General features: G+C 67.8%; 12 protein-coding genes. 3 read left to right on the plus strand and 9 right to left on the minus strand.

Translation table 11 applies throughout. The annotated features are described in order from the left end of the window. Positions 1 to 84: 84 nt before the first annotated feature. The 3 genes from ACTIFS_RS12935 to ACTIFS_RS12945 are packed head-to-tail and all read right to left on the minus strand — an operon-like array spanning position 85 to position 3,594. The gene (locus ACTIFS_RS12935; RefSeq protein WP_439574518.1) at positions 85 to 1,035 is read right to left on the minus strand and encodes a hypothetical protein; all 951 of its coding nucleotides are present in this window, start codon (positions 1,033 to 1,035) and stop codon (positions 85 to 87) included. Positions 1,036 to 1,075: 40 nt separating this feature from the next. Next, positions 1,076 to 2,509 carry a lipopolysaccharide biosynthesis protein gene (locus tag ACTIFS_RS12940; RefSeq protein WP_439574519.1) on the minus strand — a complete coding sequence of 478 codons (1,434 nt, stop codon included), beginning with the start codon at positions 2,507 to 2,509 and terminating at the stop codon, positions 1,076 to 1,078. Continuing rightward, positions 2,509 to 3,594, minus strand: a complete 1,086-nt coding sequence (locus tag ACTIFS_RS12945; RefSeq protein ID WP_439574520.1) for an endo-1,4-beta-xylanase — start codon at positions 3,592 to 3,594, stop codon at positions 2,509 to 2,511. The genes ACTIFS_RS12940 and ACTIFS_RS12945 overlap by 1 nt, the downstream gene beginning before the upstream one ends. A gap of 196 nt (positions 3,595 to 3,790) precedes the next feature. Here ACTIFS_RS12945 and ACTIFS_RS12950 point away from each other — a divergent pair, with 196 nt between their 5' ends. After that, entirely contained in the window at positions 3,791 to 4,765 is a 975-nt protein-coding gene (locus ACTIFS_RS12950) for a quinone oxidoreductase family protein (RefSeq protein ID WP_439574521.1), read from the plus strand. A 72-nt stretch (positions 4,766 to 4,837) separates the two neighbouring features. Here the strand turns inward: ACTIFS_RS12950 and ACTIFS_RS12955 are convergent, their stop codons facing one another. The 3 genes from ACTIFS_RS12955 to ACTIFS_RS12965 form a co-directional block, all read right to left on the minus strand. Beyond that, complete coding sequence (locus ACTIFS_RS12955) at positions 4,838 to 6,259, minus strand: TMEM43 family protein (RefSeq protein ID WP_439574522.1); 1,422 nt, start codon at positions 6,257 to 6,259, stop codon at positions 4,838 to 4,840. A gap of 94 nt (positions 6,260 to 6,353) precedes the next feature. After that, positions 6,354 to 7,076, minus strand: a complete 723-nt coding sequence (locus ACTIFS_RS12960) for a response regulator (RefSeq protein WP_439574523.1) — start codon at positions 7,074 to 7,076, stop codon at positions 6,354 to 6,356. A 4-nt stretch (positions 7,077 to 7,080) separates the two neighbouring features. Then, a complete protein-coding gene (locus tag ACTIFS_RS12965) occupies positions 7,081 to 7,629 on the minus strand; it encodes a MarR family winged helix-turn-helix transcriptional regulator (protein WP_439574524.1) in 549 nt (182 codons plus the stop codon). Between the two features lie 190 nt (positions 7,630 to 7,819). Here ACTIFS_RS12965 and ACTIFS_RS12970 point away from each other — a divergent pair, with 190 nt between their 5' ends. Next, positions 7,820 to 8,707, plus strand: a complete 888-nt coding sequence (locus ACTIFS_RS12970; RefSeq protein ID WP_439574525.1) for a branched-chain amino acid aminotransferase — start codon at positions 7,820 to 7,822, stop codon at positions 8,705 to 8,707. A gap of 199 nt (positions 8,708 to 8,906) precedes the next feature. Next, positions 8,907 to 9,938 carry an amino acid ABC transporter substrate-binding protein gene (locus tag ACTIFS_RS12975; protein WP_439574526.1) on the plus strand — a complete coding sequence of 344 codons (1,032 nt, stop codon included), beginning with the start codon at positions 8,907 to 8,909 and terminating at the stop codon, positions 9,936 to 9,938. A 31-nt stretch (positions 9,939 to 9,969) separates the two neighbouring features. Here ACTIFS_RS12975 and ACTIFS_RS12980 read toward each other — a convergent pair whose 3' ends face one another. The 3 genes from ACTIFS_RS12980 to proC form a co-directional block, all read right to left on the minus strand. Then, entirely contained in the window at positions 9,970 to 10,326 is a 357-nt protein-coding gene (locus ACTIFS_RS12980) for a tRNA-binding protein (protein ID WP_439574527.1), read from the minus strand. Positions 10,327 to 10,432: 106 nt separating this feature from the next. Further along, positions 10,433 to 11,212 (minus strand): TetR/AcrR family transcriptional regulator, encoded by a 780-nt coding sequence (locus ACTIFS_RS12985; protein ID WP_439574528.1) that lies wholly within the window; start codon positions 11,210 to 11,212, stop codon positions 10,433 to 10,435. A gap of 51 nt (positions 11,213 to 11,263) precedes the next feature. Beyond that, positions 11,264 to 12,106, minus strand: coding sequence for a pyrroline-5-carboxylate reductase (proC, locus tag ACTIFS_RS12990; RefSeq protein ID WP_439574529.1), 843 nt, complete (start codon positions 12,104 to 12,106; stop codon positions 11,264 to 11,266). Positions 12,107 to 12,158 lie beyond the last annotated feature (52 nt).

The raw sequence follows: 12,158 nt of genomic DNA on the forward strand, positions 1-12,158 counted from the left end.
GGAGCGGGTCAGCCGCAGGCGCGGCCTCGCCATTCCGACGCGGTCGACAGGTCAAGGCCGGGATTTCAACAAGCCGGAGGGCGATCAGCCCACCGTGGCCGGCTCGCCCTGCCGATGCGGCACCGGCCGGCCGGCATCCCCCACCGTCTCCCACGCGAGGTCCTTCAGCCGGGGCCAGTGCTCGGCCCGCGTCACGGCGACGTCGGGCAGCGTGTCGATGACGCTCGCCTCGATCTCCGGGAAGATGTCGGCCGCCACATCGTTGCGCAGGAAGATGGCGTTGTAGCCAAGCCGGTTGACCGCGACGAGCCGGTAGCCCTTCGCGCGCGATACGGCGACATAGGCCGCAAGGCTTGCCGAGCGGAACATCTCCCGGCCCGGTTCATTGTCGGTATAGGCGAAATCGGGCCGGTAGGGCACGGTCAGCGACAGATCGCTCGGCACCGCGCTGTTGAACTCGGCGATCAGCACCCGCGGCGACACGCTGTCCAGCGCCTTCCACAGGTGCAAGTCGATGCCGTCGATATCCAGCGAGAGGAGGTCGATCTCGGCCGGTACGCCGTCGGCCGCCAGCCGCGCCTCGATGTTCTCGACCGTGAACCAGTGTGAATTGTAGGTCGGCTGCCAGCCGCGCGTGGCCGGGTGGCCTTCGAAGAAGCGCCGGCCCGATTCCACCCAGACCGGATCGCCGTCATAGAGGAATCCGGTCCAGCGATGGTGCAGGATGAGGTTGGAGGCCATGCAGGTGCGGCCGTCCTGCGCGCTGATCTCCAGCACCACCTTGTTCGTGGTGCCGGCCAGCGTGAAGATGTAGAGCAGGAGCCCGTCCTCCTCCTCGGCCGAACGGGCCTGGAAGCCGACCTGCTCGAAGGGCAGCACGACACCCGCGCGATACGCATGCACCCAGGTCGCGACAAGCTGCTTCTGGGCGATGTCGACCGCCGTGAAATCGTAGCTGTCCGGCAGGCCGGCCAGGAACGTCAGCGACCGCTTGAAAGACCGCAGGGGCTGGAGGTTTCTCAGGAAGGTCAGCATGCCGTCTTGTCCTTGGAACCTTGAGCAGGTGCGAAACGCATTACCGCGCCACCGGGCTGCGCCAGCGGGACAGCCGCCCGGCGACGACGCTGCGAATGCCGGCGATATCGAATGCAAGCACCGCCAGCCCGTAGATCGCCACGCCGACGCCGACACTGATGACGAGATCGATGGCGGCGTGGCTGTTCAGGAGCGTTTCGACCAGCAGGGTCGGCACCGCCATGGCCGCCACCGCCGCCACAACCTTGAGGATCGGCCAGGGATTGACCGGCAGCGGATGGGCGAAGCGGGACAGGAAGAAGCCGGCGACGACGCCGGCCGCCTCGGCGATCACCAGCGACAGGGCAGCCCCCTTGAGGCCGAAGCGCGGCACCAGCACCAGCATGCAGGCGACATTGACGACCAGCGCGGCAAGCCCGTGCAGCACCAGCAGGCGCGGCTTCTTGGCGAGGTGAAAGCTGACCTGCACATATTGCTGGGAGATCACCTGGAACAGCCAGGCATAGGCGAGGATCGGGATGAGCGCCGCAGCAGTTGCGCGGAACGCCTCGCCGAGGATCAGTTCGGCGAGGTGCGGCGCGATGATCGCAAGCCCGACCACGGCCGGCAGGATCACCGCCAGCATCAGTTCGCCGCTGCGGGTCAGATGATCGTCGGCCGCCGCTCGGCCGCCTTCGCTGAGAGCCCGGATGGCCAGCGGTGCGAGGGCGGACCCGACGGCCATGGCCGGAAACAGGATGATCTGGCGCACCAGATCGGCCGCAACGCCGTAGATCCCGGCCGCGGCATCGCCCAGCAGCCAGGCGACGAGCAGCCGGTCGAGTGCCGAATGAAGGGCGAAAACCAGGCCCGACAGGGCCATGGGCAGGCCGAAGCGCGCCATCTGGTCGAAGACCTCGCGGTCGAACGGCTTGCGCGGGCCCTGCCAGACCGGCCGGAGCGAGGCGAGCGCGGCAATGAGATAGGCACCGACGACGCCGCCGATCAGGCCGAAGCCGCCCCATCCGGCCTGGATCAGCATCAGCGACAGGCCGATGGCGACCACAGCCCGCAGGATGGTTGCGCGCAGGTAGGCCCCGGTCGCCAGCCGCGCCTTGAGGATTTCCTGGCCGAGGTCGAACAGGCCGAGTGCCAGTGCCAGTGCCAGCGCGGCAAGGGCACGGTCGACGGGCATGCCGACGACCCAGACGGTGATGCCGAGCACCACCGGTGTCGTGGCCACCGAGATGAGATAGGCGAAGAGCGCCGTCAGCCGGACATCGGCGCCGCGCCCCTCGGATTCGAAGCGCAGGACCGACAGCCGCACCCAGGTGAAGAGCAGCGAGGAGAACACGCCGGCCACGCCGAAGGCGACCACGTAGACCCCGTACTGCGCCGGGGTCAGCATGCGGGTGAACAGGATCACCGACACGAAGCCGAGCACCGCCGAGATGCCGTGCGCGAACAGATAGGTGGTCGTCTGACGCAGCAGCATCAGCCGGGCGCCCTGGCGAAATGCTCGATGACGCGCATCAGCGGCTTCGGCCGGTAGGCCTCGTCGAACGGCAGCGGCCGGTTGATAAGTCCGTCCCGGCGCTTGAACCAGATCGGCACCCAGGTGTGCTTGTCGGTGATCCCCCAGGTGAGGATCGCCTTCGGCCGGGCGGCAGCGAAGATCGCGTCGAGGAAGTCATAGGCCTTGGCGGCGACGATGGCGTCGCGCAGCGCCGGCGGGCCGGGCAGCCTGTCGTCGATCACGTCGAGTTCGGTGACCAGCACGTCGAGCCCGAGCGAGCGCACCTCGGAGACGAAGGCCGACAGCCCCTCCTTGTCGATTGCCAGTTCCGCGCGCAGATGTCCCTGCAAACCGATCGCGGTGAGCGGCACGTTGCGCAGCCTGAGATCGCGGATGAGCCGGAGGAACGCCTCCCGTTTGCGCCTGAACCGCGCGCCGACGAACTCGATGTCATATTCGTTCATGACCAGTTCGATCTGGGGATCGATGCGGGCCGCCGTCCTCAGCGCGAAGGGGATGTAGCTCTCGCCCAGATGCCGCGTCCAGATCGACGGGCGCAGGTCCGACCGGCTCGACGGATCGTTCGGGATCGGCTCGTTGACCACGTCCCAGGAGCGGATCCTGCCGCGGTAGCGGCCGACCACTGTCTCGATATGACCCGCCAGTTCGCGCTCCGCCTCCGCCGGGCTGGCAATGGCGCGCGTCCAGTCCGGCATGGCGCCATACCAGGCCAGCGTATGGCCGCGCAGTTCCATGCCGTTCTCGGTCGCAAACGCCATGTGGCGGTCCGGGCTGTCGAACACGAAACGCTCGCGGGACGGGCGGATATCCTGCCATTTCATGCCGCCTTCGCTGACGATCTGCCGGCAATGGCGCTTGAGGGTCTCCCGATAGATGGGCTCATCGGCGAAGGGCCCATCGCGCACGGCGGCGCCGAATGGAATGGCCCAGCCGCGCGCCGACGCCATCGCTTCCTCGGCCTGGGCAAGGGCAAAGGAACCGGCGGCCGCGGTCACGGCCCCGGCGGTCAGGATGGTCTTCAATGTCTCGCGTCGGGACAGCATGGATACCTCGCACCCTCGTGCTGGCAAGAGCCGTGCCCCGTACCGGCCCGCAGGGTCCGGTTGCCTGCGCTGGCAGGGACCGTGCCCTGCCTCGACGAACCGGCGAAAATCACTCTACAACAGCTTTGCGACAGCGATCCATCAAGCGCCCGGTCCTGCCCGGGCACCGAGCGCGAGGCGCCAGAGGGGACGGGACATGGTCAAGGCAATCCGCATCCACAAGCCCGGCGGGCCGGATGCCATGGTGTTCGAGGACGTACAGGTGAAGCCGCCGGGTCCCGGCGAGGCCTATATCCGCCAGACAGCGGTCGGCGTGAATTTCATCGACATCTATTTCCGCTCGGGCGCCTATCCCCTGCCCTCCCTGCCGCATGGCCTGGGCACGGAAGGCGCCGGCGTTGTCGAGGCGGTCGGGAGCGGTGTCACGGAGGTCTCCGTGGGCGACCGCGTCGCCTATGCCGGCGGACCGCCCGGCTCCTATGCTGAGAAGCGGATGATCCCGGCCTCGATGCTGGTCAAGCTGCCCAAGGCGATCGACGACCGGACGGCAGCCGCCATCATGCTGCAGGGCATGACCGCCCGCTATCTGCTCAAGCAGACCTATCCGGTGAAGAAGGGCGATGTCGTGCTGGTCCAGGCGGCGGCCGGCGGCATGGGCCTGTGGCTCTGCCAGTGGGCCAAGGCGCTTGGCGCCACCGTCATCGGCACGGCCTCGACGGACGAAAAGGCGGCGCTCGCCAGGAAGCACGGCTGCAAATACCCGATCGTCTACACCCGTGAGGACTTCGTCGCGCGGGTGAAGGAGATCACCGGCGGGAAGGGTGTCCAGGCAGTCTATGACGGCGTCGGCAAGGACACGTTCCTGAAGTCGCTGGAGTGCCTCGCCATCCGCGGCCATCTGGTGCTCTACGGCGCGGCCTCCGGCCAGCCCGACCCGATCGCGCCGGCCATCCTGACGTCGAAATCGGCCTCGCTGACCCGGCCGACGCTGTTCCACTACATCGCCACCCGCAAGGACCTGCTGGCCAATGCGGCCGACGTTTTCGCGGCCGTGAAGGACGGCATCGTCAAGGTGCAGAAGCCGAAGGAATATGCGCTGAAGGACGCTGGCGCGGCCCACAAGGACCTCGCCGGTCGCAAGACCACTGGCTCGATCATCCTGATCCCCTGAGCATTGCCGGACCCAAAAAAAGGCCGCCGCCCGGAGCCCCGGACGGCGGCCCTGCCGTGTCTGGCCGGATCCTCAGCCGCGGCGCGGATCGATGCCGGGCGGCACGTTGAGGAAACCGCCCTGCGCTGGCGGCTGGCCGTAGCCGCCCTGCTGGGGATAGCCCTGCTGACCCGAGTCCTGCTTGGGATAGCCCTGCTGGGGATAACCCTGCTGGCCCGCATGCGGATCGTAGCCCTGGGGCATGCCGGCATAGGCGGCCTGGCCGATCGGCGGCTGGGCGGTCCCCGCCGGCATCGCCGCCCTGGCCGCGCGGCGCCGCTCGCCCAGCATCTTGAAGCCGTAGGCGCCGGCAATGCCCGCCACGATCAGCAAGATCGACATGACCGGCCGGTGCCAGAACCAGGCAATGGCGATGGTCGGCAGGAACACCAGAAGAGTCAACGCGAAGGCGACCAGTCCCGCACCTGCCGACATGGCGCTGCCGAGGATCGGGATGATGTCGGCGATCACCACGAAGGGCCTGAGGATCAGGTTGAAGCCGATCCACATGACGACGAAGGCGAGCCCGCGCAGGATCCAGGTGAGAATGCGATTGGCCTCGTGGGCGCCGGAATAGAGTTCGCCGGCCGCCTTGGTCCCTGTTGCGCCGAGAAACACCTGGTGCCCGTTGGTGGCCATATAGGGCTGCAGTCCGCTGCCGACCTGCTTGCCGACCACGCTGACCGGCCCCTCGGGCAGGAGCGAATAGGTGATGCGCACATCGCCGATGTTCGGGTTCGCCGGATCGAAGCCGACATAGACGCCGCCGTCATTGATCCGCGCCCGTCCGGCAAAGCGGGCGGCAAACGGTGCGATCTGGGCCGGTGTGAGTTCCAGCTTGCGCTCGTCGGAAGAACCGAACAGGCCGATGACCCGGCTGTCCGCGTTGAAGCCGCCCAGCATGGCATTGTCCGCCGTCCTGCTGCGGCCCGTCACCGCCATCGCGGGGTTCTGGTGGTTGTCGCGCTGGCGGAAGCGGCTCGAATCGATCGGCCGGTCGGACCAGACGCGGGTGTAGCTGTAGGTGGTGGTGCGGGTCTGCGAGCCGCCGGCATTGCTGCGCGTCTCGGTCCGCTGCTCCTCCTTCCACTGGTACATCTCGACCTTGCGCACCAGCCGCACGCCCTGGGCGCGCACCTGGAACTCGTCGTCGGCGAGCATGGCGCCGCGCAGGTCGCCGGTCATGTGGATCAGTCGTCCCTCATTGGCCGGATCGACGCGCGCCGACGGCACGGAGACCGTCACGCTGGCGCCCTCGTTCAGCGCGCGGGTGGTGCCGATGGCCCGCCCCTCGTTCCAGAAGATACCCGCGATCACCGCCGCGATGAGGCCAAGCCCGACCAGGATGCCGGTGATCGACTGCCAGAGCCGTTCCAGAAAACCGATATGCTCGGTCACCACATCGCCCGGCCCATCGGGCCCCGCCGACCAGCCGCCGTCCGAATCCATCGACATGAAATTCTCCCGTCACTTTCGGGAAGGACTTCATGCACGCCGATGTTTCCGCTCCTTTTCGCGGGACTGGCGCATGTGTGAACGCACGTAGCGATCAGGGAGTCGCGATCAGCCGGTAGCCGATGCCACGGACCGTCTGCAGGTGGACCGGATTGGCCGGATCGACCTCGATCTTGCGCCTCAGCCGGTTGACCTGGACATCGACGGTGCGTTCGTTGATCTCGCCGCCGGGCGCTGCCAGGTCGAAGCGCGGTACGGTTTCGCCCGGGCGGGTGGCGAGCACCTTCAGCATCTCCTTCTCGCGGTCGGTAAGGCGGATCTGGTCCTCGCCTTTCTTCAGTTCCAGCCGCGACAGGTGGAAATGGAAGTCGCCGAAGCGGACGGATTCGACCACCGGCTGCGGGTTGGGCATGGCCCGCCGGAGGATGCCGCCGATGCGCAGCAGCAGTTCGCGCGGTTCGAAGGGCTTGGGCACATAGTCATCGGCGCCGATCTCCAGCCCGGTGATGCGGTCGGACGGGTCGGATCGCGCCGTCAGCATCAGGATCGGCACGTCCAGGGCGTGACCTGCCTGACCGGAACGGATGGCGCGGGCAAGGTCGAAACCGGTCTCGCCCGGCATCATCACGTCGATGATCAACAGGTCGAAGGTCAGCCCGTCGAGCCGGCGCCGCGCCGCGCCCGCATGCTCCGCGGTGGTCACGCGATAGCCGTTGTTGCTGAGATAGCGCGCCAGCGTCTGGCGGATGACCCTGTCGTCGTCGACGACGAGCAGGTGCGGCGCGTCGTCGGCCAGTGGCTTGGCGACGGCTGCCATGGCCTCAGCGCTCCTTCTTCGGGCTGTCCGCCCTGGCGATCAGCCGCGTGACGTTCTCGCGGTCCTCGGGGTCGATCATGGCAAACAGGAAGCGCGCCGCCGCATCCCGCGCCGTGCCGGACATGGCCAGCGCCCGCGCGAAGCGTTCGGTCTGCAGGCGAGCCAGTTCGAGGGCCAGCACGCGGCCCTTCTCGGTCACGGTCAGGAGGCGCTGGCGCCGGTCGACCTGTCCTTCCTTCTGGACGATGAAGCCCTGCTCGATCAGTTCGCGCAGCACGCGCGCCAGGCTCTGCTTGGTGATCTTCAGGATATCGAGCAGGTCGGCGACCCGGATCTCGGGATGGCGGTGAACGAAATGCAGCACGCGGTGATGCGCCCTGCCGAATTGGAAACGCTCCAGCACATGGTCGGGATCGCCGACGAAATCGCGGTAGGCGAAGAACAGAAGCTCGATCAGGTCATAGGCCGGGTCCCGCGCGGGCGGCTCGGCGGGTGAGCCCGGAGACCCGGCGGCAGGCCGTCGCGCGGCCTGAGAGACATTTATGTCAGCCATGTTGACATATTCGGTGCCGATTGTTACTCATGAGCCTGCATTCACGAAACGATCCTGCCCGGACGTCCAGTCCAGATACGGGAATCGGCTCGTCCCACAGCCCTCTCGCAGGCAAGGTTAGCCGGACCCGGCACGCTTCGCAAAAGGCCAAGCAGAAGCCGCAAACCGGCTGAGACAGGAGGAAGATGCCATGACCCTCGTCCCGTTCCACGACCGTGACGGTTTCATCTGGATGGACGGCAAGCTCATTCCCTGGAGGGACGCACAGGTTCATGTGCTCACCCACGGGCTGCACTATGCCTCGGCCGTGTTCGAGGGCGAGCGCGCCTATGGCGGCACCATCTTCAAGTCGACCGAGCATTCCGCCCGCCTGCGCAAGTCGGCCGAGTTTCTCGACTTCGAGATCCCCTTCTCGGTCGCCGAGATCGACGCGGCCAAGATGGCGACGCTGAAGGCGAACGGCCAGACCGATGCCTATGTGCGGCCGATCGCCTGGCGCGGCTCGGAGATGATGGGGGTCTCGGCCCAGCAGAACACGATCCACCTCGCCATCGCCACCTGGGAATGGCCGAGCTATTTCGACCCGGCCACCAAGATGAAGGGCATCCGCATGGACATCGCCGACTATCGTCGGCCGGATCCGGCGACCGCGCCCTCCCATTCCAAGGCGGCTGGCCTCTACATGATCTGCACGATCTCCAAGCACAAGGCCGAGAAGAAGGGCTATGCCGATGCCCTGATGTTCGACTGGCAGGGCCGCGTCGCCGAATGCACCGGGGCCAATGTCTTCTTCATCAAGGACGGCAAGATCCACACCCCGCTCGCCGACTGCTTTCTGGACGGCATCACCCGCCGCACCGTCATCGACCTGTGCCGCAAGCGCGGCTTCGAGGTGATCGAGCGCCGCATCCTTCCCGAAGAGCTGGCGTCCTTCAACGAGTGCTTCATCACCGGCACGGCAGCCGAGGTGACGCCGGTCTCCGAGATCGGCCCCTACCGCTACGTGCCCGGCAACATGTCCAAGGTGATCATGGAAGACTACACCGCCGAGGTGACCCCGGCGGCAGCCGCCGCCTGACGGCCGATTGAACGGATGATTGCGAAAGGCCGGGCCCGACAGCCCGGCCTTCTGCGTTTGGGGGGCGCGACGCCGCGTCCCCGCCCGACCCCTTGCCCGGGCATGGTCCTTGCCTGCTAGTCTGCCGATGCGCGCCCTGTCGATGGGATGGCGACGGCGCGGCAAAGACACATCCATCCAGAGCGGGAAGGCTGCCATCATGAAACGGATCGTCTCCACCATTGCGCTCGGCGCGGCCATCAGCCTGGGTGCAGGCGCGGCCCTGGCCCAGACTGCGCCGGGAACGACTCTGCGCAACATCCAGAGCAACGGCTACATCAAGTGCGGGGTCAGCCCCAGCCTTGCCGGCTTCTCCCAGCCGGACAGCGCCGGCAACTGGACAGGCATCGACGTCGACCTGTGCCGGGCACTGGCCGCGGCCATCTTCAACGACCCGACCAAGGTGCGGTTCTCGCCGCTCTCGGCCAAGGACCGCTTCACGGCGCTCCAGTCCGGTGAGGTCGATCTGCTCTCGCGTGTCACGACCTGGACGATCCAGCGCGACACGACGCTCGGCCTGAACTTTGCCGGCATCAACTACTACGACGGCCAGGGCTTCATGGTCCGCAAGTCGCTCAACATCAAGAGCGCACGCGAACTGTCCGGCGCCTCGGTCTGCGTGCAGACCGGCACGACCACCGAACTCAACGTCGCCGACTATTTCCGCGCCAACAACATGCGCTACGAGCCGGTCGTGTTCAGCACCGCCGACGAGACGCTGAAAGCCTATGATTCCGGCCGCTGCGACGTGTTCACCACCGACGCCTCGGGCGTCTATTCCCAGCGCCTGAGCCTCGCCAACCCGAACGATCACATGGTTCTGCCGGAGATCATCTCCAAGGAGCCGCTCGGCCCGGTGGTCCGTCACGGTGACGACCAGTGGTTCGACATCGTCAAGTGGACCCATTTCGCGATGATCACGGCCGAGGAACTGAACATCACCAAGGCCAATCTCGACCAGATGATGCAGTCCACCAACCCCGAGATCCGGCGCGTCCTCGGCGTGGAGGGCAATTTCGGCGAGGCGCTCGGCGTGTCCAAGGACTGGGTGGTGCGCATCGTCCGCCATGTCGGCAATTACGGCGAGATGTTCGACCGTCATCTCGGCGCCGGCTCGCGCCTCGGCATCGCGCGCGGTCTCAACGCGCTCTGGACCAAGGGCGGCCTGCAATACGCCCCGCCGATCCGCTGATCGCGGGCGGCAAACTTGCGGAGGGCGGCGGTCAGAACAGCCGGCCGCCCTCCGGCACCGCCCGATCGGGCGCGATGAGCACGACCTCACCTTGGGCGTCCGGAACGCCGAGGGTGAGCACCTCCGACATGAACTTGCCGATTTGCCGCGGCGGGAAATTGACCACGGCCAGCACCTGCCGCCCCACCAGGGCCTCGGGCGTGTAGTATTTGGTAATCTGGGCCGATGACTTCTTCCGGCCGATTGTCCCGCCGAAATCGATGACCAGCTTGATCGCCGGCTTGCGCGCCTCGGGGAAGGGCGCAGCCTCGACGATCCGGCCGACCCGCACATCCACCTTCAGGAAATCGTCGAAGCCGATCGGGCCGGGGGCGGCGGGCATGTCCATGGCACGGGATCCAGTCCGGGGCTGAGGCCGGCCGGCGGCCGGATGCGGCCTCTTCGCCACGTCCGGCCGCGCGGTCAATCCCCGAGCGCCACAGGCCGGGATATCCTCAGGCCGGTGTGACCTTCGGGTCGCGGAAATCGTCACCGCGCCAGCCCTCGCCGCGCGGGCCGTCCTCGCCGTCATTCTGCCGGTCCCGATCGCGCCAGCGGTCGCGCGGCCAGGACCGCGAGCAGAGGCTTGCCGGCGCGCAGGCCAGCGCCCTCAGCGGGGCGGTCAGTTGCTCGAAGGCCCTGAGGAAGCCGGCGGCACGGCCAGCCCGTTTCAGCTGCTCGTCCATCACCCGCATCGTGCGGGCGAGCGCCGGATCCTCATCGTCGAGCCAGGCCCTGACGATGCGCGCGAAGGCGACCGCCATGCCCTGCGCGCGGATTCCGCCGCCCGGCCCGGCCGTTTCCACGCCGGCTGCCGCCAGCATCCAGCGCTGCGACCTGACCGCGAGACGGTTGATCGCCAGCGCCAGGCCGGGATCGGCGGCGGCCGCGCGCGACAGCGAACGGATGGCCGCCTTGTGGGGCGCCAGCAGGTCGAGCCGGCGCATCAGCACGTCGAACAGTCGCTCCCTGGTGTCCTGGTCGGCAAGGTCCTTGTCGATCCCCGCCAGCACGGCCTCGTCGATGTCGGCCACGAAGGCCGCCAGGATGGAGAAGGCCGAGTCGAACTCGCTCCGCAGGGCCGCAAGGCTGACGCCCGCGCGCGCGGCAATCTCCTCGTAGCCGATCCGGTTGGGTGGCTTGTCGGCGAGCAGGGCCATATAGGCCGCAATGATTGCCTCGCGCCGGTCCGGCTCCGCCTGCGCAGTCGATGAGGTCTTGGATGTCTTGGCCATGGCGCGCTCCGCTGGTCGGCTGCCCCGACCCTCAAGATAGGCGCGCCGGGCTCAGCCCGCCAGTTCCCGCGAGCGACGGGCGGCAGCCGCCACCGCCTTCTCGAACAGGGAATCGACGCCGTCATGCGCCATCAGCACCTGCAGGGCGGCGTGGGTCGTGCCATTCGGCGAGGTGACGTTCTGCCGCAGCGTGGTCGGCTCGATGTCGGGCGAGCGATGCATCAGCTCGGCCGCGCCCTCGACCGTCGCGCGGGCAAGCCTTGCCGACAGCTCCAGGGGCAGGCCTGCGGCGACCCCCGCCTTGGCCAGCGTCTCGGCCAGCAGGAAGACATAGGCCGGCCCCGACCCCGACACCGCCGTGACGATGTCGATCCAGTCCTCGCGCGCCAGCCATTCCACCCGGCCGACCGCCCCCAGAAGGCTGTCCACCGATTGCCGCTGCGCCTCGCTGACATGGCGGTTGGGCGCCGCCCCGGTAATGCCGCGGCCGACCGCCGCCGGCGTATTGGGGATGGTGCGCACGATGGCGGTCTCGCGCCCGAACACCTCCTCCATGCGGGCCAGGGTCTTTCCAGCCATGACCGAGACCACGACGGTGGTCCTGGCCACCACATGGGTCACAAGCGGCATGACCTCGTCGGCAATCTGCGGCTTGACCGCAATCACGAGCACGTCGGCGAAGGCGGGCGCGGGCGGGTTCAGCGCCACCCCGCTCGCCTCGATCACCGCCTGGATATTGGCCGGCGGCTTGGGGTCGAGCACGGTGACGCGCTGGGGCGACAGTCCGAGCCGCAGCCATCCTGCCAGCAGCGCACCGCCCATCTGCCCGGCGCCGACCAGCACGACATGACCGGAAAAGCCGGCGAGCAGGTGAGAATCGGTCGTCTGGTTCATGACAGCCTCGGCAAGGGAACGGCCGTCCTCGATAGCCGTCCCGCCCCGGCCT

Origin of the sequence: Phreatobacter sp., assembly GCF_051860605.1 — a bacterium.
In the GTDB taxonomy this organism is placed as follows: Bacteria; Pseudomonadota; Alphaproteobacteria; order Rhizobiales; family Phreatobacteraceae; genus Phreatobacter.

Bases quoted from the DNA above. Each gene is read 5' to 3' on its own strand.
- ACTIFS_RS12985 (WP_439574528.1), bottom strand. From the start codon at position 11,212: ATGGCCAAGACATCCAAGACCTCATCGACTGCGCAGGCGGAGCCGGAC.
- ACTIFS_RS12965 (WP_439574524.1), bottom strand. From the start codon at position 7,629: ATGGCTGACATAAATGTCTCTCAGGCCGCGCGACGGCCTGCCGCCGGG.
- ACTIFS_RS12940 (WP_439574519.1), bottom strand. From the start codon at position 2,509: ATGCTGCTGCGTCAGACGACCACCTATCTGTTCGCGCACGGCATCTCG.
- ACTIFS_RS12970 (WP_439574525.1), top strand. From the start codon at position 7,820: ATGACCCTCGTCCCGTTCCACGACCGTGACGGTTTCATCTGGATGGAC.
- ACTIFS_RS12980 (WP_439574527.1), bottom strand. From the start codon at position 10,326: ATGGACATGCCCGCCGCCCCCGGCCCGATCGGCTTCGACGATTTCCTG.
- ACTIFS_RS12950 (WP_439574521.1), top strand. From the start codon at position 3,791: ATGGTCAAGGCAATCCGCATCCACAAGCCCGGCGGGCCGGATGCCATG.
- ACTIFS_RS12960 (WP_439574523.1), bottom strand. From the start codon at position 7,076: ATGGCAGCCGTCGCCAAGCCACTGGCCGACGACGCGCCGCACCTGCTC.
- ACTIFS_RS12945 (WP_439574520.1), bottom strand. From the start codon at position 3,594: ATGCTGTCCCGACGCGAGACATTGAAGACCATCCTGACCGCCGGGGCC.
- proC (WP_439574529.1), bottom strand. From the start codon at position 12,106: ATGAACCAGACGACCGATTCTCACCTGCTCGCCGGCTTTTCCGGTCAT.
- ACTIFS_RS12935 (WP_439574518.1), bottom strand. From the start codon at position 1,035: ATGCTGACCTTCCTGAGAAACCTCCAGCCCCTGCGGTCTTTCAAGCGG.
- ACTIFS_RS12955 (WP_439574522.1), bottom strand. From the start codon at position 6,259: ATGTCGATGGATTCGGACGGCGGCTGGTCGGCGGGGCCCGATGGGCCG.
- ACTIFS_RS12975 (WP_439574526.1), top strand. From the start codon at position 8,907: ATGAAACGGATCGTCTCCACCATTGCGCTCGGCGCGGCCATCAGCCTG.